Source organism: Acinetobacter sp. IRS14, from assembly GCF_034650275.1.
Classification (GTDB): domain Bacteria; phylum Pseudomonadota; class Gammaproteobacteria; order Pseudomonadales; family Moraxellaceae; genus Acinetobacter; species Acinetobacter oleivorans.
Window position 1 is genome coordinate 305,928 of the sequence record NZ_JAOVFN010000001.1, and the last position, 22,533, is coordinate 328,460.

The 22,533-nt window shown below is 39.7% G+C and carries 17 protein-coding genes; 9 read left to right on the forward strand and 8 right to left on the reverse strand.

The window, feature by feature from the left end:
• The first annotated feature begins 7 nt into the window (after positions 1 to 7).
• The 4 genes from ODQ17_RS01475 to ODQ17_RS01490 are packed head-to-tail and all read left to right on the forward strand — an operon-like array spanning position 8 to position 3,632.
• The gene (locus ODQ17_RS01475; protein ID WP_322901257.1) at positions 8 to 793 is read left to right on the forward strand and encodes an SDR family oxidoreductase; all 786 of its coding nucleotides are present in this window, start codon (positions 8 to 10) and stop codon (positions 791 to 793) included.
• Between the two features lie 43 nt (positions 794 to 836).
• Positions 837 to 2,075 (forward strand): styrene monooxygenase/indole monooxygenase family protein, encoded by a 1,239-nt coding sequence (locus ODQ17_RS01480; protein ID WP_322901259.1) that lies wholly within the window; start codon positions 837 to 839, stop codon positions 2,073 to 2,075.
• A 25-nt stretch (positions 2,076 to 2,100) separates the two neighbouring features.
• On the forward strand, positions 2,101 to 2,631 hold the full coding sequence (locus tag ODQ17_RS01485; protein WP_322901261.1) for a flavin reductase family protein: 531 nt from the start codon (positions 2,101 to 2,103) through the stop codon (positions 2,629 to 2,631).
• 53 nt (positions 2,632 to 2,684) lie between these two features.
• A complete protein-coding gene (locus ODQ17_RS01490) occupies positions 2,685 to 3,632 on the forward strand; it encodes a SphA family protein (RefSeq protein WP_322901263.1) in 948 nt (315 codons plus the stop codon).
• A 55-nt stretch (positions 3,633 to 3,687) separates the two neighbouring features.
• Here the strand turns inward: ODQ17_RS01490 and ODQ17_RS01495 are convergent, their stop codons facing one another.
• The 4 genes from ODQ17_RS01495 to antA all read right to left on the reverse strand — a co-directional run bounded on the left by ODQ17_RS01495 (position 3,688) and on the right by antA (position 8,145).
• Positions 3,688 to 4,746, reverse strand: coding sequence for an AraC family transcriptional regulator (locus ODQ17_RS01495; RefSeq protein WP_322901265.1), 1,059 nt, complete (start codon positions 4,744 to 4,746; stop codon positions 3,688 to 3,690).
• A gap of 449 nt (positions 4,747 to 5,195) precedes the next feature.
• A complete protein-coding gene (gene antC / locus ODQ17_RS01500; RefSeq protein ID WP_081402163.1) occupies positions 5,196 to 6,230 on the reverse strand; it encodes an anthranilate 1,2-dioxygenase electron transfer component AntC in 1,035 nt (344 codons plus the stop codon).
• 5 nt (positions 6,231 to 6,235) lie between these two features.
• Positions 6,236 to 6,727, reverse strand: coding sequence for an anthranilate 1,2-dioxygenase small subunit (antB, locus tag ODQ17_RS01505; protein ID WP_322901267.1), 492 nt, complete (start codon positions 6,725 to 6,727; stop codon positions 6,236 to 6,238).
• Positions 6,728 to 6,729: 2 nt separating this feature from the next.
• The gene (gene antA / locus ODQ17_RS01510) at positions 6,730 to 8,145 is read right to left on the reverse strand and encodes an anthranilate 1,2-dioxygenase large subunit (protein WP_322901269.1); all 1,416 of its coding nucleotides are present in this window, start codon (positions 8,143 to 8,145) and stop codon (positions 6,730 to 6,732) included.
• 218 nt (positions 8,146 to 8,363) lie between these two features.
• On the opposite strand from antA, the gene ODQ17_RS01515 reads away from it, so the two are divergent.
• The 4 genes from ODQ17_RS01515 to ODQ17_RS01530 all read left to right on the forward strand — a co-directional run bounded on the left by ODQ17_RS01515 (position 8,364) and on the right by ODQ17_RS01530 (position 10,994).
• Positions 8,364 to 8,714, forward strand: coding sequence for a winged helix-turn-helix domain-containing protein (locus ODQ17_RS01515; protein WP_192836975.1), 351 nt, complete (start codon positions 8,364 to 8,366; stop codon positions 8,712 to 8,714).
• Between the two features lie 180 nt (positions 8,715 to 8,894).
• Positions 8,895 to 9,680, forward strand: a complete 786-nt coding sequence (gene modA / locus ODQ17_RS01520) for a molybdate ABC transporter substrate-binding protein (RefSeq protein WP_322901271.1) — start codon at positions 8,895 to 8,897, stop codon at positions 9,678 to 9,680.
• Positions 9,677 to 10,369: a molybdate ABC transporter permease subunit gene (gene modB, locus ODQ17_RS01525; RefSeq protein WP_322901273.1), complete on the forward strand. Its 693-nt coding sequence runs from the start codon at positions 9,677 to 9,679 to the stop codon at positions 10,367 to 10,369. The genes modA and modB overlap by 4 nt, the downstream gene beginning before the upstream one ends.
• 4 nt (positions 10,370 to 10,373) lie before the next feature.
• Positions 10,374 to 10,994, forward strand: coding sequence for an ATP-binding cassette domain-containing protein (locus ODQ17_RS01530; protein WP_322901275.1), 621 nt, complete (start codon positions 10,374 to 10,376; stop codon positions 10,992 to 10,994).
• Positions 10,995 to 11,040: 46 nt separating this feature from the next.
• On the opposite strand, the gene ODQ17_RS01535 is transcribed toward ODQ17_RS01530, so the two are convergent.
• Together ODQ17_RS01535 and ODQ17_RS01540 are read right to left on the reverse strand one after the other, a co-directional pair.
• On the reverse strand, positions 11,041 to 12,645 hold the full coding sequence (locus tag ODQ17_RS01535) for a PepSY-associated TM helix domain-containing protein (protein WP_322901277.1): 1,605 nt from the start codon (positions 12,643 to 12,645) through the stop codon (positions 11,041 to 11,043).
• Between the two features lie 2 nt (positions 12,646 to 12,647).
• Entirely contained in the window at positions 12,648 to 12,938 is a 291-nt protein-coding gene (locus tag ODQ17_RS01540) for a hypothetical protein (RefSeq protein WP_191000101.1), read from the reverse strand.
• Positions 12,939 to 13,351: 413 nt separating this feature from the next.
• On the opposite strand from ODQ17_RS01540, the gene ODQ17_RS01545 reads away from it, so the two are divergent.
• Positions 13,352 to 14,083, forward strand: coding sequence for a 4'-phosphopantetheinyl transferase family protein (locus ODQ17_RS01545; protein ID WP_322901279.1), 732 nt, complete (start codon positions 13,352 to 13,354; stop codon positions 14,081 to 14,083).
• A gap of 41 nt (positions 14,084 to 14,124) precedes the next feature.
• Here ODQ17_RS01545 and entS read toward each other — a convergent pair whose 3' ends face one another.
• Positions 14,125 to 15,375: an enterobactin transporter EntS gene (gene entS / locus ODQ17_RS01550; RefSeq protein ID WP_322901281.1), complete on the reverse strand. Its 1,251-nt coding sequence runs from the start codon at positions 15,373 to 15,375 to the stop codon at positions 14,125 to 14,127.
• The gene (locus ODQ17_RS01555; protein ID WP_322901283.1) at positions 15,372 to 22,523 is read right to left on the reverse strand and encodes a non-ribosomal peptide synthetase; all 7,152 of its coding nucleotides are present in this window, start codon (positions 22,521 to 22,523) and stop codon (positions 15,372 to 15,374) included. Before ODQ17_RS01555 ends, entS begins: the two co-directional genes overlap by 4 nt.
• Positions 22,524 to 22,533 lie beyond the last annotated feature (10 nt).

The window sequence follows — 22,533 nt, forward strand, 5'->3', positions numbered from 1 at the left end:
ATCTGTAATGAATATAGATTTAAAAGGAAAAGTCGCTGTAGTGAGCGGTGGTGCAACACTGATTGGTAAAGCTGTTGTACAAGCTTTGGTAAGTGCAGGTGCTCATGTCGCTATCTTAGATATTGATGCCAAAGGCAAGGCAATTGCAGAAAGCTTTAACCATGACGTGATGTTTATTCAAACCGATTTAACCAGTGATGCGGCTATTCAACAAGCTGTGGCAGATATTCACCAACATTTAGGTGAAGTGAGTTACTTGGTAAATTTGGCATGTACATATTTAGATGATGGTTTTAAATCTTCACGTCAGGATTGGTTACAAGCACTCGATATTAATTTGGTCTCTACAGTTGAGCTGAGCCGTGCTTTATACAATGACCTAAAAAAGCAGCAAGGTTCAGTCGTTAATTTTACTTCAATCTCGGCCAAAGTGGCACAAACAGGGCGCTGGTTATATCCAGTGTCTAAAGCCGCGATACGTCAACTCACACAAAGCATGGCAATGGATTTTGCTGCCGATGGTATTCGCGTCAACTCCGTTTCACCGGGCTGGACATGGTCTCGTGTCATTGCAGAAGTCAGTGGCAATAACCGTGAAAAGGCCGATAGCGTGGCAGCCGATTATCACTTGCTAGGCCGATTGGGTCATCCCGAAGAAGTCGCCAATGTTGTTTTGTTTTTATTGTCACCCGCTGCGAGTTTTGTCACCGGAGCAGATTATGCGGTCGATGGCGGATATTCAGTGATGGGCCCTGAAGGATCACAGCCCGCGATTCCACGTTTAGCCGAATAGCACAGCGTTTTAAAAGCACATTTAGAAAATTATGGAGAAGATTATGCGCCGTATTGCAATTGTTGGAGCAGGACAGTCTGGTTTACAGCTTGGTTTGGGTTTATTAGATACAGGTTATGACGTGACCATGATCACCAATCGAACTGCCGACCAAATCCGTCAAGGTAAAGTCATGTCAAGCCAGTGTATGTTTCATACCGCTTTACAAACTGAACGTGACTTAGGTTTAAATTTTTGGGAAGAACAATGCCCAGCGGTAGAAGGTATTGGGCTGGCTTTAGTTAATCCTGAAAATGGTGGTAAAGCATTTGAATGGAGTGCTCGTCTTGAGCGTTACGCTCAATCGGTCGATCAACGCGTCAAAATGCCATATTGGATGGAAGAATTTGAACGCCGTGGCGGTCAATTGGTAATTCAGGATGTTGGTATAGAAGAGTTAGAACAACTCGCAAACGACTACGAGCTTGTATTACTCGCGGCTGGTAAAGGTGAAGTCGTTAAACAGTTTGAACGTGATGATGTGCGAAGTGTTTTTGATAAGCCTCAACGCGCTTTGGCTTTGACCTACGTCAAAAACATGAAGCCAATTTCACCTTATTCACGTGTGACTTTTAACATTATTCCTGAAGTCGGCGAATACTTTTCATTTCCAGCACTTACCGTTAATGGTCCTTGCGACATCATGGTGTTTGAAGGTATTCCAAACGGCCCAATGGACTGCTGGCAAGATGTCAAAACACCGGAACAGCATCTGCAATGCAGTTTGGATTTACTCAAGAAATTTGTGCCTTGGGAATATGAACGTTGCACAAATGTTGAGTTGACCGATGCAGGCGGATATTTGGCAGGACGTTTCCCACCGACCATACGCAAACCAATTTTGACTTTACCCTCTGGCAAGCAAATTTTTGGGATGGCAGATGCCTTAGTGGTGAATGACCCAATTACAGGTCAAGGCTCAAACAATGCTGCTAAGTGTAGCAAAATCTATTTCGATGCCATTTTAGCCAATGATAATCAAAGCTTTAGCGAACAATGGATGGTTCAAACCTTTGAGCGTTATTGGGCTTATGCAGAAAAAGTGGTGGCTTGGACCAATAGCCTGTTAGTACCGCCGCAACCGCATGTGGTTGAACTCCTAGCAGCCGCAAGCCAAGACCAAAGCATTGCTTCAATTATGGCCAATAACTTTGATGACCCACGCGCTTTTGCTCCTTGGTGGTTTGATGCAAATCAGGCTCAAGCATTCTTAGCTTCAAAAACCACAGCAAAAGTGGCCTAGGTCATAGTCAAAGGGAGATATGAAAATGGACACAATTGAAACTTTAGATTTACAAGCGATTAATGCTGAAAACCCAAGAGAAATTCGTAATTTACTTGGTCAGTTTGCAACTGGCGTTACAGTGATTACAACCCGTGGTAAAGATGGTCGGAAAATAGGTATGACAGCCAATTCATTTTCGTCGCTGTCTTTAGACCCACCATTAATTTTGTGGAGCCTTTCAAAAACAGCGCCAAGTTTGTCTGATTTTGTTGAAGCTGAATATTTTGCCATTCACATGTTGGCACAGGAGCATCATCAGCTTTCTGGACATTTCGCTCGAGGTGCTGAAGATAAATTTGCAGGCGTTGCACATCAACAATGCAATGCAGGCGTTCCAATTTTGTCCGATGCACTCGCAACCTTGGTTTGCCGCAATGTAAATCAATATGAAGGCGGAGATCACCTGATTTTTATTGGTCAAATTGAACAATACCAACAACGCCAAGGTGAACCATTGGTATTCCACGCAGGAAAGTATCGGATTGCCGCTGAGCATCCAGAATTAGCCCATTAATTCACCACAATCACGATCAATCCGGTCGTGATTTTTTTATAGGAAATAAGAAGATGAAAAGCACTTTAATTAAACATGGCTTTTTAGCAGGGACATTGTTGGGTTTGCCATTAGTTTCTCATGCCTATGATTTACCGACCGTAAACTTAGGTATGACCAGCTTTCTCGATGGCGGTTTACCCGCAGGGCCTGGCTGGTATGCTCAAACCTACTTTCAAAATTACGATAGCAATAAACTGGTCGATGCCAATGGACAAAAATTAGGTTTACCTAAAACAGATTTAAATTATCAAGTACTGGTTGAACAGATTAGTTATTTATCAAATGTCCGAGTAAAAGATAAAGCCAGCCTAGGTATGAATTTTTTAATTCCTTTTGTCAGCAAAATGGACATGGATGATGGCTTGAATAATGCTGCCATTAAGGCCCAAAGCGGCTTTGGGGACATTATGATCGGACCTTTTATTCAGTCCGATCCAGTCATGGGTGCACAAGGACCGAAGTTTGTACATCGTTTTGAGTTTCAGGTGAATTTACCTACTGGCGAATATGACCAGCAAAAAGATATTAACCCAAGTAATAATGCTGTTTCATTTGATCCTTATTGGGCTGCCACATATTGGTTTAATCCCAAATGGACCGCTTCAACACGCATCCATTATCTCTATAACTTTAAAAATGATGACCCAAGCTATGCGTTTGCTGGAGCAAATGATATGCAAGCTGGGCAAGCAATTCATGCAAACTTTGCAACAGACTATGCCATTACCGAACAGTTCCGCTTAGGACTAAATGGCTATTGGTTAAAACAGGTAACTGATACTGAAGTCGATGGTGAAAAAGTTAAAGGCCGACGTGAACAAGTTTGGGCTATTGGCCCAGGCGCAATGTATAGTTTTTCTAAAAATGATCATTTGGTCGCAAATGCTTATTTTGAGCAAGATGCTGAAAACCGCCCAGAAGGTACGCGACTACAAGTTCGTTATGTTCATCATTTTTAAGTCATAAAAAAAGCCTTTTATATCTAAAATATAAAAGGCTTTTATCTATTTTAGTTTATGAAAAAATTGAAGTAATTAAGCCTGAGCCTTCGCTTTGACCAGAACGGCGGGTAGAAGATGGTAATTCCCCATAACGGCGTTTATATTCTTGAGAAAAACGGCCTAAATGACTAAATCCCCATTTAAATGCAACGTCAGTGACAGAGAGATTCTCATTGTGCATCAGCTCTAAATGGGCTTGTTCAAAACGTAACTCTTTTAAATAAGACATTGGGGTAGTCCCCAAATAATTTTTAAAACCAGTAAATAACGTTCTCACACTCACGCCAGCATGTTCAGCTAAAATTTCGATATTAAGCGGCTCATGTAAGTGTTCTTTTATGTAGGCTTCTGTACGCTTCACGAAATAAGGAGAGACAGTTTTTTCTTTATGCTGATCTATTTTATGTAATGCATTATTGGGTTGACCATAAATGAGTGCATTGAACAAATTTGACTCAAATTGTTTAAAGGCTAAAGGATGATGAAGCGGGTGTTGCTCGCATGCCAAAGCATCCATCAGTGTTCTAACGAGCTGTAAAAAATAGGCTCCACTTTGTGTAGCAAAGTCTAATTTAGGGTCAAAAACGAGTAAGTTATTTTCTGAATCGGCGATGTGTTGACGGCAATGATAAGTAAAATCATCCTTTGAAACTTTTAGAATAAGCTGTGGTGAGTTCGCATGCCAGCGCATACGTAAAGATTGCTGAGGAGAAATAAGAGAAGCAACTTGCGAATAAGAAATAAACTTTTGTGAACCGAATTCGATTTCTGCGTAGCCTTGAGTTGGAATTTGAATGAGGTAAAAGCTATCAAGGTGATCTGGTTCAATAATGACGTCCGCACCATATTCCAAACGACTAATAGACAATGCACCTGTTTTAACATGGTGCATGGTTGCACTGAAATCTCGCTTCTGCTGAGAGATTTTAAGATCATGCGGTTTAAAAATTTGACCTACATTTCGGCAGGTTTCACTTAAGTCGTGATGATCAAACACCAGATTATGATTGGTAAAGATAGACTCATTTTGAAAATGACGCCCACTGAGTTCTGGGGAGTTGGCTTGGTTCATATTTATCCCTTTTGGCTCACTCCTGTATTTACTTGTATTGCAAGAGCTTTAAAACTTCGCTGCACAGCAAGTAAATACGGCACTTAAAAAATTAAGTTACTCGCAAATTACAATGAGATATAAGCAAAATACAGACCAATTTAACCGCTAGTTAATGTGATTTTCTCAAATTTTTACATCGGATTTTGTCCATCAATTTAGTAAATTCGAGAAATAGAATAGGGGGATATAAAAGGTGCTATAAGTTAATCTCATCATGATCTTATTCCTTAAGATCTATCAAAATTTATAGCAAATCCGAGTGAGCTGGTCAATTTATTTTGTCGGAATTTATTATTTTATATTATTGATATATAAAAACTTTTAATTTAAATGCAAAAATTCAATATACCCCCTACAGAGTATATTGAATCATTTCAGGTTGTAGTGGTTTTTAAATTATTTATACTTCAACGTGATGTATTACTCTGTAAAAACTTCTCGCTGTAAATACGGTAGTTTTGCAAAGATTGTTCATCTAACCAATTTTTAACAGCTTCAATCATTGGCGGTGGACCACATAAATACATATCAAAAGCCTGCTCGGCCAATTGATCTTTATTTAAATGCTCATGAATATAACCCGCTTTGCCTTGCCAAGCTTCGGTTGCTTTAGTCACAATCGGGTGATAACTAAAGTTTGGTAGCTGTTCAGCATAGGCATGTAAACGCTGTTGTTCACACAAGTCAGTTTCATTATTTACGCCGTAATACAACTGAACTGCAGGTGAGTTAGGTTGTTCGACCAAGTTATCTAGCATTCCCAAGAAAGCTGATAATCCTGTTCCACCTGCCACAAAAACCAGTGGTCGCTGTACTTCACGTAAATAGAAACTACCAAGCGGCGCTTCAATAAGTAGGCTTTGCCCAACCTGACAGCGATCACGCAAATAATTACTCATCACACCGTCTGGCAAGAGACGAATGAGAAATTGCAATTGATTGGTTGCATTTGGTCTATTTGCAAAAGAATAAGAACGCCAATCTTCAGTATCTGGAATTTGCAAACGAGCATATTGACCCGGTAAAAACTGAAGCTGTTCAGCATGACTGCTCGCATCAAGATGTAAAATTGCTGTCGTTTCAGAAACCAACTCAACTGCAGTCACTTTGGTTTCAATTTTTAAAGTATCACCAGCGTTACAGATAGCAGAATCATGATCGAAATAAAAAGCAGCATCGGATTTCACACGCGTCTGGCAAGCTAACATTTTACGCTCAGCCAAATCACGCTCACTTAATGCATCTTCATCAACATATTCTTGTTCATAAATACCAGTTTCACACTGACCCTGACAGGTACCACAAACACCTTCACGACAGTCTAGCGGTAGGTTAATTCCTTGGCGAACTGCTGCATCAAGCAACAATTCGTCGTTATTTACCGAAATGAAAAAGGTTTTGCCATCGGCAAAGTTAAGTGCAACTGAATGTCCCATTTTCATTCCCCTTAAACGTGATAGAAGTCTAAAACGGAATCAATTTTGTCATTCAGCAAAATGCTGTGCTGACGACGAATACGGAAACCATCTGCTGTTTGACGTAAAAGATAAGTAGCGTGTCCGTAAAAACAACTTTCTAATCCTTGACGGTTATACAGCGTTTGCCATGCAACTTTTGCTTCAATTAATCCATCATCCAGCGTTTTAACTCGAATGTTATTCATGCTGTGTAATGTACGTGGTAACGGAGTTGCAGATGCTGCTTTTCCGGTACGAATACGGAATACACGGTCTTCAAGTCCTGTACGGTCTGCATAATAAATATAAGACAAACCCTGATTTGGATCTTGAACATAGTTATGGTCATCAATCCACTGTGGAATATGATATTCACTATCTTCATCGTAAAGCTCTAGATAGGCATCCCAGTCATAAGCATCGCAAAGCTCTGCTTTTTTGTACAAAAACTGAGATACAGCAAAATTTAGTTCTTGTGACATGGTTACACCCCATCCATTACAGCATTGTTTTCAAAAGTAATATCTTGCATTTTTAATGCTTTCTTGTTTAAGCCATCGAGCATTAGACGTTGCCAATGCCCATGCTGGTTTACATAGAGTCCCTCGTGGGTAAACTCACGACCAGTAATGACGGGTTGAATGCCTAAATCTTGTGAATTTTTGGTCGCACCATATTCCCAAGACTGACAACCGCGCGAAATATCGCTCCAACGTTCAAGTCGTGCTTGGAAACCTTTTTGCTGTTCACGGAATTCAACTAAATCGTCTGGGGTACCAAGGCCTGATACATTAAAGAAATCTTCGAACTGGCGAATACGGTTACGGCGTGCTTCAGCAGATTCACCTTTAACCCCAATACATTGACTAATGACTTCAGTTTTATTCCATGCCACAGGGCGAACAATACGAAGCTGAGAACTAATTTGGTCCATAAAAAATAGGCTAGGGTACAAGTTCAAGTTTCTTAAACGATGCATTGCCCACTCAGCATATTTGTCGCCGTATTTTTCTATTAAATAAGGCATAACCGTGCTGTAGCCTGGACGAACAGTTGGGTTCGGCATGTCACTAAACAACACACTATGACCATTTTTAAAACTAAACCAGCCATCGTCAGTTTCTGAGTCACCGGCACCTAACTTGCTGTAGTCAAGCGTATCGAGTTCTTCACCTTTTGATGCATTGACTTGCTGACGGTGTTGGACTGTAGAGACATAGTTATAGTGAACGGTACTGACATGGTAACCATCTAAGCCATTTTCATTTTGTAGCTTCCAGTTACCTGCAAATGTATAAGATGACTTGCCTTGAAGTACTTCGAGTTCACCTGTTGGCGACTGATTAACCATTAAATCAAGGAACAGTTTTGCATCGCCCAAAAAGTCTTCTAGAGAATCTGTTGCTTGAGTATCGAGGCTTACAAATACAAATCCACGATAGCTGGCAATACGGCCTTGTTTTAAGCCTCGGCTTGATTTATCAAAATCTTCACAATATTCACCAGGTGCTTTGACTTTCACCAAACGGCCATCTGACTTATAGCACCATGCGTGGAATGGACAAGTAAATGTAGATTGGTTGCCTTTAGCAACACGGGTTAAGGTCGCGCCGCGATGCTCACAAGCATTGACCATTGCGTGTAATTCGCCTTTACCATCACGGCTCACAATAATCGGTTGACGACCAATTTGAACTGTTAGGAAATCATGATTGTTTGGAATCTCACTTTCGTGACATGCATAAATCCAAACCTTTTCAAAAATAAGTTCCATTTCCAAGTCAAACAGTTCAGGCTCAGTAAACATATTACGTGCAATACGAAACACGCCATCGTTAGGACGGAAGTCGATACATCCATCTACAAAATCATTCCATTGTTTTAAATTAGATGAGGTCATTTGCTCAATCCTATTCATTCAGCTTTTACCTGATTGAACCGCGATTAGGCTTTGGCCTCTATCCGTTTTTTCCAGATCTTTATCCACTTTGTGCAGTTTTGATTTTTAATAAGACTATTTTTAAGAGTTAATCGAGATTTAAATTTGTATATGTCTTAGCTTGTTAAACTTCCCTATAATGTTAGCGAGCATAAAATAAACTTTTGTGAACTAAGTCTATGAAAGAACAAAACTTAAAATTACAGATTAGAATTCTTTTAGAGCAGAACATTGCGTTTGGTCCGGGTAAGGCAGACTTACTTGAAGCAATTGAGAAAACGGGTTCTATCTCACAAGCCGCAAAATCTATGAATATGAGCTACCGCCGTGCGTGGCAGTTGGTAGACACAATGAATCAATGCTTTGAAACAGCTTTAGTTGAAACTCAAACAGGCGGAACACATGGAGGTGGGGCAGCCGTTACAGCTATAGGCCAAAAAGTCTTAGAGCATTACCGACAAATGGAAATCAATGCTCGACAAGCCTTAGAACAGGACTATCAAATCATGAGTAGCTATTTAAAGAAATAAGATGAGAAATACTTTATAAATTAAAGAATTTAAGTGCGAATCAGTTTTATCTACCAATAGTTTTCGGTTGCTCAGAAAAAATATCCATCTTTATAAATAATTTCTACTTTTCATCGTCTATGGTTATCGCTATATTCTTGGGTATATATCGCTGCAAAAAACGACAAAAAGGTAAATATAATGGTAAGTGATACGAAGATAAAAAAGTTGGCTTTAGCCTGTTCAGTCCTCAGCATAGGATTGGTTTTTAATATTCCAGCCAAGGCTGAATCGGTTACTGTTTATGCAGCAGCGAGCTTAACGAATGCGATTGGTGATTTAGAAAAAATTTACGAAAAACAAAATAATATAGAAGTCAAAACTTCATATGCAGGTTCATCGACCTTAGCTAAACAAATTGAAGCTGGGGCACCAGCCGATGTATTTATCTCTGCTGATACCCAGTGGATGGATTATCTACAAAACAAAAAATTAGTTGCAGCAAATGACCGTATAAATTTATTAGGCAACCGTCTGGTTCTAATTACTCCTAAAGGTCAGTCACTAAAAGTAAAACTAGATAAAACGATCGATCCAAATAAAGTGTTTAAAGGCAAGATTTGTACAGGGGATACCAAAAGTGTGCCTGTAGGCAAATATGCTAAACAAGCTTTTACTAACCTAGGTTGGTGGAGCCGTATTGAGCCAAAGTTAGTTGAAACAGAAGATGTTCGAGCAGCGCTAAACTTTGTTGCGCGTGGTGAATGTCAGGTTGGTATTGTTTATGCAACCGATGCAGCGATTAGTAAAGATGTAACAGTAGTTGGGGTATTTCCGGAAAATACGCATTCACCAATTATTTATCCTGTAGGGTTGATTAAAAAGAACTTAAACTCAGCAAAGTTCTATCAATTTTTACAAAGCAACCAAGCTAAAGCAGTCTTTAAAAAATATGGCTTTAGTGTGCTAGCTCCAGTTAAACCATGATGTTTTCTTTAACCCCAGAAGAACTCAGCGTTCTGCAACTTTCTTGTAAGGTTGCAGCAAGTTGTCTTGTAATCAGTATTATTCCTGCAATTTGTGTGGGATGGTTTTTGGCACGTAAAGAGTTCTGGGGGAAGTCATTCATTGAAACATTGGTGTTTTTACCTTTAGTGCTACCACCAGTTGTTCCTGGTTATTTGCTTTTACAAGTTTTTGGGAGCAGAGGCATTATTGGACAATATTTGGCACCGCTTGGAATTGATTTTGCATTTAACTGGAAAGGTGCCGTTCTGGCATCAGCAGTAATGGGTTTTCCGCTATTGGTTCAGTCTATTCGTCTAGCGATTGAACTGGTCGATCAACGTTTAGAAATGGCAGCAAAGACATTAGGTGCCTCATCTTTAGGGGCATTTTTTCATGTCACTTTGCCTCTTGCCAGCAGTGGCATTCTAATTGGTGCTATTTTATGTTTTTGCCGCAGTTTAGGTGAGTTTGGTGCAACCATTACCTTTGTGGGTAATATTTCAAATGAAACACGGACTTTGCCTTTGGCCATGTATAGCTTAATGCAACAGCCCGATACAGAGGCCGCTGTTCAACGGCTTATCGTTTTATCGTTAAGTGTAGCTTTTTTAGCGCTATGGTTTGCACAGTGGTTTCATCGTTATCAAAAGAAACGCTTAGGGCGGTAAGGTTATGTTGATTGATTGCCGTTTTCAGCTACACATGGGTCAATTTCATATTGAGCCTAACTTCCAGTCGGATGCTTCTGTTATTGGGCTATTTGGTGCATCGGGTTCAGGTAAAACATCAATTTTACATGCCATTGCAGGGCTGAACACACCGCGTAGTGGGCTCATTAAAATACAGGATCAAACATGGTTTGATTCAGATAAAAATATTAACTTGAGTACTCAAAAGCGGCATGTTGGATTGGTTTTTCAAGATGCTCAGCTTTTTCCGCATAAAACGGTAAAGCAAAATTTATTATTTGGTTTTAAGCACCTATCCCAACAAGAACGTCACTTTGAAGCAGATTATATTATTGAGTTATTAAAGTTAGGGCACTTATTAGAACGTATGCCCATCAAACTCTCAGGAGGGGAAAAACAGCGCGTAGCACTGGGTCGAGCATTGTTATATTCACCTAAGCTGTTACTGCTTGATGAGCCGTTATCAGCACTAGATGCGAATCATAAAGCTGAAATTATTCCTTTTTTTCAGAAAGTAAAAGAAGAAATAAAAATTCCGATGATTTATGTGAGTCATGATATTCAAGAAATTAAACAACTGACTGAAACAATGTGGATTTTATAATTTTTCATATTTCACACATTATTTCAGCCATATTGATTTATGGTTGTTAGCTAGCCCATAAACTGCCCGTTGGAGCAGATTTTCGGCGATCTTGGGCTTGTTGATAAAAACGCCAGAAAGCGAAAGCAAAAATGATAGCTAAGAAATCAACCACTAAGATTTCTCCACCATGTACCCATAAGCCACTTTGAGGAATAAAGTAGGCTAAAAGGGATGTAAGCGGAATCGCAAATAACACTAAAACTAAGGTTAACAGCAGTTGTGGTAAAGCTTTTGCATAGCCAATCACAAAGGTATAAATCAAAGTCAGTAGGAAAGTCGCATAATAACCATACATAAAGAGGTGATTCATGCTTTCAATGTTAAGCGCTGCGAAAAGCCAACGACTGGCCAACATTGTACCTACGACAGCTAAAACACACCCTAAACATGCACCTATAGTTAAGTTCGCAAGGAATACAACATCTTTACGTTGAACAGGAACAGGATCTTCAGCACGCTTTTGTTTACGTGCACGAGTTTCAACCCAAAGGATGTTACCTGTATAAAATAAGAAAGCACCACCAACACCTAACACAAAATAAATCCAACGTACGCCCGTACCACCAAAACTTCCAAAATGTAGGCTAAACATGGCGTTGATTAACTTATTCCCGGCATCAGTCTGTGTGTTAATGCCTTTATGATTAAAGTGTTCAACTGCATATGGGTTCATACGCATAAAGTCATGATTTGCACCACGCAACATCTGATCTGAGCTATAGAGAGCAATACGTGCATTGGCTTTTTCAGGTTTATCTAGGCTACTGAACTGGATATAGTCAACTGAATATTCAGGTGCTACTTTTTTAGCTTGAGCTAGTATTTGCTGCACATCAATCTGTGTTTGTTTAGGTTGAATAAGCGCAGGGGGAGAACGCTGAAAAATAGGCTGTCCTTTGAGTGCAAGTTGTCCAATCGCATCATAAAAAAAGTCATGAAAAGCAAAGACAATAACGCTAATACTAATAATGATGTGGAAAGGTAAGCTCGTAATTCCAATCACGTTATGCGCATCTAGCCAAAAGCGCTTTTTATTTTTGCCAGGGCGAATAACAAAATAATCCTTTACCAAGGTTGGTAAAAGTATGATCACTCCTGAAAGCAGGGCAAGAAAATATAAAATTGAAACCACGCCCATCACATAAAGACCTAATCCGTGATGGCCTGCCATGCCCGGTATGCCTGCTGTTTCATGCAACTGTTCGATTAGCCAGCCAGCTTTAGATAGGTTTTCTTGGGCAACAATTAACTCGCCCTTGTTACCTAAGCTTGCCATCCACGTAGACTGAGCAGCATTAAAGCCATCTCCACGTTCATGTTCACTCCAAGTAATGGGTGCATAGTGAAATTCATTGGATGATAAATTTAGTGTGAAGTTTTTTTGTGCAGCAGGATAGGCAGTCTGTAATTTTTGAATGAGTTCATTATATTGATTGGGTGAGACTTTCGGTAATACTTGCTGTGTTGGCGTAGCCCACTTACTAATATGGTGCTGAAACATGCTGAGCCCACCAGCAAAGAAACAGATAAAAAGCAAAATCCCTGCACATACACCCACCCAAGTATGCATGCTTTTCGCTAATTTCATAATGTCTGAACGTACTTTCATGTTTAACCCCGTAAGACAAAAATACAGCTATACGCTACGGCATTCGCAATCAATAAATAGATAAGCGCTTTTCGTCCAGTCGTAAAAAAATAACTGCCAAACATAATAGGCATCCAAAACCAAGGAACACTCCACATACCTACTTGCACCAATAAATCCATGGCAACATAAGGTTGGCCTAATAAAACAATTAAATTACCAATAGCGATAGAAAGACTTAGACCAAAAACACCACCAGCAAAAGTTTTACTCCACCAGTCTGGCTGGATCGGAGACTGAATTTTAGCTTTCATAAAATCAGTTTCCGTTTAAAAAGCGCCATAAAAGGGAGGAAAGACCACGCAAAAATGATGAGCATGAACCAGCAAAAAGCGGCAACCACTTTTGGTAAGCTTGCAAAGAGCGCAATAAATCCAATGCCTAATAGCATTAGACCCAAATACTTAAAGAAAGTAGGAAGATGTTGAGACAACAGATTTTGGTTGCTATGACTACAATAGATACTGACCGCTCCCAACAGGGTCAAAAAAAGTCCTATAAGTTTCATAATCGATGTTTATAAGTAAATTAAAGTCAAAATTTACCCAACAGTATAAGTAAATAATAATTATTATCAAATGTTAAATATAATTATTTATATATTTGTGGTGAGTAAGTTAAGATAGGAGGTAACTCATTAAAAATATTTATTTTGAAGTCAAATACATTGAGCAATTATCTATATATTCCTGAACAAATCAGTAAATCAATTTATGAAATTTCGAGTCCTATTTTTCTTACATCAGAGCTATTTTGTTATGGGCTAGATTTATCACAAACAACGCATTTGCATATAGACCAACAATTAGAGCATCCCCTAAAAATTGCTCAAGCCCGTGTCGAACGTAAAAATGAGTACTTATGCGGCAGGGTCTTAGTTCAGGCTGTTTTAAATCATCATTTCGGTTTAGATCAGTCAATAACCTCGATGCACGAACCTTTGCCCATTTGGCCAACTCATGTTTTGGGTAGTATCAGTCATTCACAAAATAAGTTAATTGTTGCGCTATCTAGCCATGCGGTTTATTTGGGAATTGATATTGAGCACTGGGTGACCTCAGAATTTGCTCAAGAGAGTGCACATCTTATTTTAACGCCGTCTGAGTTTGATTTATGGAAAAGTAAAGCGGTTGATTTTTTTGATTTTGCCCACTATGTGAGTTTAATTTTCTCTGTAAAGGAAAGCCTTTATAAAGCGGTTTATCCTGCTGCAAAGCAATATATCGATTTCTTAGAAGCATCTATCGTTGATATTAATTTTAAAAATCAAACATTAACGCTAAATTTTTTGTCAGAAATTCAACAGCGCTATCAACTCTTAGAACAATATGAAGGTGGCTGGACCATAGAACAAAACCATATTATGACTTGGGTTTTTCAGTCACGAAATTTTGCCTAAATAAAAAGAAGGCAACGAATTGCCTTCTTTCTTTTTAGGGTTTAATTTTCTTGTAACTTAGGATCTTGGAAGCCTGTTTCACGCATATCTTGAGAGTTGAATAAGAACATAAATCCTACTGCAAAGCTTAGTATGCCAAAGAAGAGGATACTTCCTGATATTGGTAAAAACCGAGTTAAAAGGCCTAAAGTTGTAGTGGCAATCGAATCGCCTAATGCATCTTGTGCGAGCCAGATTGAATTAATACGTCCTAAATATTCATCAGGCGTATGTCCTTGCACAATACTGTATTGAAGCAAATTGGCAATCGACATCAAATATCCGAAAACACATAAAATTGGTAAAGTCACGATTAGCCAAGGTGAAAGTCCAATCATAATCATGCAGCTAAAAACACCTAAGCACGTATAGAGCATGACTAAGCCGGGTTTGAGTAATCTTGTTGTCCATCCACTCAATAAGGCGCCTAAAGTCGAGCCTAACGGAACGGCTGAATACATAAGTCCGAGTTCAAATGCGCCGCCGTGAAAAATTTCATCTGCCATTTGTGGAAAAATAATACGAATAGCGCTGCTAAAACTGAGCAGTGTTCCAATTAAAATGGTGCTACCGACTACTTTATTTTTAAAAACAAATTTAAACCCTTGAGCTAATTGGCGAAGAGGACTTTCGCCATTTGATGCATGTTGTGGTTTAAGTGCAGGCAGCCCCATTAATAAAAACACAGTAAGTAAAGTACCCACCGTTGAGACCCAATACACAGTTGCTATACCACTAACCGCAATTAAAATACCGCCGATTGCTGGTGAAATCACGGTTGCAAGACGTACGGATACCATACTAATCGCACGGGCTTGTACAATATTTTCACGCCCTACAATCACAGGCATAATCGCCATCATTGCGGTTACACCCAGTGCACCAAAGAAACCATCCCATGCCGATAAAAAATAAATAGCATAGAGAGACGGGTGTTCAAACATGGCGTTGATGGCAAGGCCTGCAAAGCCTAAACCACACACACCACGTGCCAATAAAATCAGCCATTTTCGATCTTTTCGATCTGACAGCAAACCACCAAGTAATAGGCCAATAAACATGGCAATGCCTTCAAAAGCCATTGCAACTGCAACATTTAACGAACTACCCGTAATGTCGTAGACTTGTTTTGGAATAGCCACGACCAACATGCCAATGGTTAACAATGACAATGTGCGGGCAATAAATACATGTCGGAAATGAGCATTACGTTTTAAAAGACTAAAATCGGTCAATATAGATTTGAAGCTCATGGCGTGTGCTCCTCTAAACCGCGCGCCTGACAAATCATGCGGTTTAAAATCGGGCCAAGTGTTTCAAGCTGCTGTGGAGACAATATATCGGTATGGTCCGCTTCACTCAGTCGAACAATATTGAGTTTTTTAACTAAAGGTGACCATTGTTGTTCTGGTTGGATATACGGAAGCAAGTCTTTTTCAGCGACAACTAAATGTAGTTCACCATTAAACTGCGGCATCTTATAAGGTTTTAATAAACGGACGGCATCGCGATAGTTTGCGAAAATATCCTCTTGTAAACGGCGGGTTTCTTCACTTAATGCCGTATCTGCATCGGCTAAAATATCATTGAAGAATTGAAGCTGCTCTTGTTCAGCTTCAGCATTCATTTCCTCTACTGACAAATCTAACCACTGATGAATTTCAGCAGGGTAAGTGTCTAATAAGCCGAGATAATCAACTTTTTCACCTTGTTCAGTTAACTTCGCTGCAACTGCATAAGCCACAGTGCCGCCAAGTGAATAACCTAATAAAGTATAAGGTCCGGTTGGTTGTTGCTTACGCATAATCTCAAGTTGTTTTTCAACCAGTTCGTCCATATCAGTACTATTTGCCAATAGGCCATCTGGTCGAGGTGACTGCAATCCAATAATGGGTAAATCAGAATGCAGATAACGATTCAGAACCGTATATTGCCATGCCGAACCAGAACCAGGGAAGAAACAGAACAATGGATGCCCTGAGCCAGAACGGATTGGTAAAATAGGTTGCATACCAGTTTGTTCAACTTCTGCTAAACGTTCTTGTGTAAGCAGTAAAGCTGCTAAACGTTGAATCGTGACATGACTCATTAACTGGCCAATTGGAATGGTCCGCTTAAATACTTTTCGGATTTCAATTGCAAGCTTCATCACCAAAATGGAATGCCCACCAATGGCAAAGAAATCTTCGTTAACACCAATATTCTGATCTGTATTTAAAATTTGCTGGAAAATACGTGTCAGTTCATGTTCAAAAGCAGTGGTGGCGTACTGTTTTTCTGTATTTGAAGAGTTAAGTTGTGGTTGCGGCAGTGCTTTACGGTCCAGCTTACCATTATGACTTAATGGGAATTGCTCGACCAACATATAGTGTGTCGGCACCATATATGCAGGAAGCTGTTTCGCTAATTGTTTCTTTAACTGGTCGATGTCCACAGGTGCTGTTGTTTGTAAGTAAGCGACCAATTGAACATCAGCTTTATTTTGTTCAGAAGAAATAGGGTGTACAACCACATCAAGACTACTAATTAAGCGTAATTGCTGTTCAATTTCACCTAGTTCAATACGTTGTCCACGTATCTTTAACTGGTCATCAGCACGGCCTACATATTGAATACTGCCGTCTGCATGCCATCGGGCAATATCACCAGTACGGTACATGCGTTGACCTGCTGCGAATGGATTTGCCACAAAACGAGTTGCCGTTAAGTCTGCTCGATGCAAATAACCCATGGCGAGTTGGTGGCCTGCCAAATAAAGCTCACCGCCCACTCCAACAGGAACAGGGCGTAAGTATTGATCTAAAATATAAAGCTGGGTATTCCAGACCGGATAGCCAATTGCAACGCTAATTTCTTCCGGATGTAGTCCCAGTGTTGCATCCATATAACTCACATCTACCGCAGCTTCCGTTGGGCCATATAAGTTATGTAGCTCACAGCTAAAGTGCTCGGTAAATGATTTTGCTAAAGCCGTTGGTAATGCCTCACCACTACAGAACACTCGGCGGATTGGCAAACTTTGACGCTGAGCAAGAGATAAAATTTCGGTAGCAGCATTTTCAAAAACAGCCAACATTGACGGTACAAAATGTAATGTTGTTACCTGATATTTTTGAATGAGGCTTAATAATGCCAATGGATCACGGTGTGCATCCACAGGTGCCATAACCAATCGTGCACCCACTAAATATGACCAGAAAAACTCCCATACCGAAACATCAAAAGTGCATGGCGTTTTTTGTAAAATTGTATCGTCGGCTGATAGTGGATACTCTGATTGCATCCATAAAATACGGTTCACAATGGCTTGGTGAGAAACCATAACACCTTTTGGCTGACCTGTTGTACCCGATGTATAGATTAAATATGCCGGATGCTGTGGCGTAATAACTGTCGTTTTATAGCTACTTAAATCAACCTTTGTTTCATCAAACAATTCATTAAAAGCAAAGGTGGCTATTGATGGAGGGACAATAGCAGCTAGATCTTTTTGTTCACCAATCACAAGTTTAGATTTGGCATCCTGCAACATAAATTTGATGCGTTCAGACGGATGTTGTAAATCAATAGGTAAATAAGCTGCACCTGCTTCAATCACCGCTAAAATAGCAATACTCAATTTGACTGATCTTGGTAGGGCAACCGCAACAATATCTCCAGCCTGTACGCCCACGATTTGTAATTGCTGTGCTAAAGCACAAACTTGCAAGCGCACTTCACTGAAACTGAGCTGATGATTTTCATCAGATAATGCCGTTTGTTCAGGCGTAATTCGAGCTTGTTCTCTGAGTAATTGCTGTAACGTGCTCTGGCGAACATAGTATTGGGTTTGATTTGTTTTCTGGATTAAATCGCGTTCTTCTGCCAGTTGTAAGCGATAATGAGCTAGAGAAGTCTCTGGTTCATTTAATGCAATTTCAATCAATTGAACCATTCGCTCTAAGAAATGCTCTGGTTGATCAATTACACCACGCTGTTCCAGTAATAGCTCAATTTGATGATCAGGAATAACCAACAAAGCAAGCGGGTAATGGCTATAACCACGATTTGTGAGTTTTGAAATTGCAGCATCACCAAGTTTTTGCTGTAAATACTGGTTATCAGGGTAGTTTTCTACGACCAACAAGCTATCGAAAAGATTGCCTTGAGCCATCAATTGCTGAATTGCACCCAGTCCCAAACCATCATGTTCTAAATGTTCAACATGCAATTGTTGTAACTGAGTCAATTGCTCCCAAAGTGTTTGCTGCATGTTGAGCTTTACACGTACTGGAATCGTATTTAAAAACAATCCGATCTGCTGATCTAAGCCATTGATAGGTGCTGAACGCCCAGAAACAGGAGTACCAAACACAATATCTTCACGATGAGCATAAATATTTAAAGTCATGGCCCAAATCATTTGCATGAAGACATTGAGCGTGATGCCTTGCTGGCGTAATTTGTGTTGAAGTTTCGCACCCAACTCAGCACTTAAACGATATGAAGTTTCCTGTACAGCTTGCTGTGCTTGATTAAATAAAATAAGTGGCTGCAAATCAGCTAAATCACGTTGCCAGATTACTTTTGATGTTTCATGGTCACGTGCAGATAAAGCTTTAATTACTGTTTCATAACTATATTCAAGCACTGGCAATTGTTGATTAGTTTGCTGATAAGCTTTAATAAAGTCTTGTAAAAACAGCGGAGTTGACCAACCATCTGTTAACAGATGATGCACCATAATCAATAATTCTGAATGTTCTGGAGCATGTTGAATTAAGGTTGCCCGAATTAAACCATAGGGTTGGTCGAGGTGAATCGGTTGCTGCAATGCTTCTTGAATGGTTTGCTCAAGCAGATCGGGAGTGACTGAGCAAAACTGAACTGGCCAAGCTTGAGTAGGATGTAATGAATAGATAAAAACAGGTTCTTCAGTTAATTCACTATCAAAATGTCCGCCTAATTGAGGGTGACGTTTTAATACGGTAATCAACGCTTGCTGCAAACGTACTGGATCAATATCTCCATTTAAACTAAGACGAGTAAAGGCATTATAGTTCGATTGATTTTCTACTTGAGATAAGAACAGCATGCCTTTTTGCAAAGGAAGCAAAGGTAAAATAGTGCTGTTTTTGCCATATTTTTCTTGAACTTTTTGTTCTAGATCTGCTGAAAATAAAGGTTTTGAAACAGCCGCTTGTTGTTCATCTAAACGGGTGAGTTTCGGTGCCATAGCGGCGACTGTTTTAAATTGGAATACATCACTTGGTCTTAAGCCGTAACCACGTTGGCGCAATTGAGTACAAAGCATAATGGCCGAAATACTATCGCCACCTGTCATAAAGAAGTCGTCATCAATTCCAATTGCGTCAAGCTTAAGAACAGATGCAGTAATTTGACATAAAAGCTGTTGTTCAGACGTTTCGGCCATTCGGCTATGGGTACGAATTTGAGGCTTTGGCAGTGCTTTTTTATCGACTTTGCCACTTACATTTCGTGGAAATTCGGACATAACAGTCAGGGCAGAAGGCACCATATATTCAGGCAGGTTTTGACGTAACTGACTTAAATATTGTTGACTTAATTGCTCACTGGTTTTTTCATCGAGTTCAATGTCTTTGACCACACAATAGCCGAGTAAACGATGACTGTTATTAATCGGTTCTGCAATCACGACTGCGCTTTCAACATTGGCTAAAATCGAAAGTGCATTTTCAACTTCACCAATCTCAACTCGATAACCACGAATTTTAATCTGGTCATCACAGCGCCCCATAAATTCAAGTTTACCCGCGCTATTCCAGCGGACTAAATCACCCGTACGGTACATGCGCTGTCCATGTTCAAATGGATTCGCTACAAAGCGGGCAGCACTTAAGTCAGCGCGACCTAAATAACCATTGGCAATGCCAAAGCCAGAAATATAAAGTTCACCAATCACGCCTGTAGGGCATCGTTGTAAATGACGATCTAGTACATAGGCCTGTGTATTGCCAATAGGGTTACCAATGACAGGGCGAGCTGTCTGTTTTAATTCTGCTCGGAAAGTATCAACCGTATATTCGGTTGGGCCATACAAATTATGAGCAAAAAGAGCTGGCTGAGCATTGAGCTGTTGCCATAAAGCTAACGGTGCAGCTTCACCACCAATCAAAATAAGACTTGGTTGATGCTGATTTTCAGCAAATAAGCCGTTTGTCATCATTTGCGCACAAAAAGATGGCGGTAAATCAAGTGTGTCGATTTGTCGTTGCTGAATTTCTTGCACTAAACCAAATGCATCACGACGCATGTTTTCATCAAAAATATGTAGCTCTTGGCCCCAGAGCATCCAGAAAACTTGTAACCAAGATGAGTCAAACGAGAAAGAGTGTGTATGCGCTGCACGTAACGGACGCTCAGGAAAACGCTCATTTACAGCTTCTAATACAGGCCAGTAAATGGTTGGTTTATGCGACAAAATGAGGTTGAGTAAAGAACCATGTGTGTTCATTACCCCTTTAGGACGGCCAGTACTACCTGAGGTAAAAATGACATAAGCGACGTCTTGGAAATCAAATTTACGATTTTCGGCAGGAATATCACTCGCATCTTGCTTTCGAATTTGTGTTTGAACATCTTCATGATCAAGATATAGCTGTTGAATATTTTGAGGTAATTGCTGTGCGAGAGTTTGGGTGGTTAATACAAATAATGGATTGGCATCTTCACACATCATTTGCATACGATCGATTGGGTAATCTAAATCGAGAGGTAAGAAACTTGCACCAGAATTGAGTACAGATAACATCACCACAACTGAATCAATCGAACGAGGAATAGCTCCAGCAATGACAGTTTGCTTTTTGGCTCCATGTTCCTGTAAAAAACGAGTGAGTTGATTCACTTGTACTGCAAGCTCAGCAAAACTAAGATGCTGAAGATTTGGACGTTCACCACTCACAATTGCGGTACGTTCAGGATACTTTTTAATTTGCTCATAAAAAATATCTAGAACATTATTATATTGTTCAGGATGGCTAACACGTGGACCAATACCACTTTGGGTCAGGACAGCAAGCTCTTGTGGTGTCGTAATGTTAAAATTACTACATGCCTGTTCTGGATGAATTAGAGCCTGTTCAAGCAATAAAGTTAAGCGTTGACCGTGGTTAAATAGTTCATCTTGTGTATAACGCTGCGAATCTGCACGTAGTTCAATAATGAGTTCATGATCTTGAACAATAAAAGAAAACTCAAAATCATCAATTGGTCCTGTAGAAATATGGTGTGTTTTGACCTTTTCACCATCTAAGATCAGGTCTTGATCAAAAGCTTTATAGTTTAAAATAGGGCCGTACATTCGTTCATGAATATCGATACTATTTAAATCTCTTAAAATTTGTTCAGCATCGTATTTCTGATGCGGACGAATTTGTCGTAATTGCTCTTGTACATGTTGAGCTAAGCTTACCCAACTGTCTTTTTCAGCAACTTTAAACTTCACAGGCAAGACATTTACCGTCGGTAAGGTTGAGCGAATTGCTTTTGAACCTAAACGACGCATAAATGGAATACCGTTAACCAACTCGGCTTTATCTGTCATTTTGTAAATATAATGTAATGACAATGACATCATCATGTCATTCAAAGCTAATTTAGATTGTGCAGCTAAAGCTTGAATCTGCTCTAAAATTCCTGTTGAAAAACGCAGCTGATGCTTAATAAATGTCGCTGTGGTTTTTGCTGCTAAATGATGAGTACTTAAAGTGACAGGACTTGGTAAATCTTGGCAATATGACTTCCAGAAGTTCTGATCTTGCTTAAATTGATGACTATTTTCATAAGCTTGACGTTCCGAAATAACATCATTAACGCTAATGAACGGAGAAGACGAAAGATCTTTTTCTTCTTGTAATTGTTGATAGAGTTCAATAATACGTTTGGTTAGGTTAATCAAGCTAAAACCATCAAGCATGATGTGGTGATAGCGTTGGTACCAATACACTTTATCATGCGTCGTAAATAACACCTGACGAAACAGTTGAGATTCACCCGCTTTAAGTGATTTAGCACATTGACGGTCTGATGGCATCCAGTCCCATAAACGTTGTTGAGCCTTTTTAGGCGTTAAATGACAAAAATCAAATTCTTCAATTTGAAACTGAATTTGGTTATTAAGCTCAATAAACGGTTGAGACGGGTCAGATGAATATGAAGCAATGACCGTATCGGCTTCATTTAAGCCGATCTGAATCGCTTTTTTAAACGTTGGGATATCGACAGTTTTTGGTAGTTCCAAACAATGCGCAATGGTATATAAATCTTCAATTGAACTTAAATGATCGGCAAGGAAAATGCCGAGCTGAGTAGATGCCAATTCAAAACGAGCTGGTTGAGAAAGGTCCGGAGTAAATTCATTGTTTAATGCTTGATTCATGACAATACTC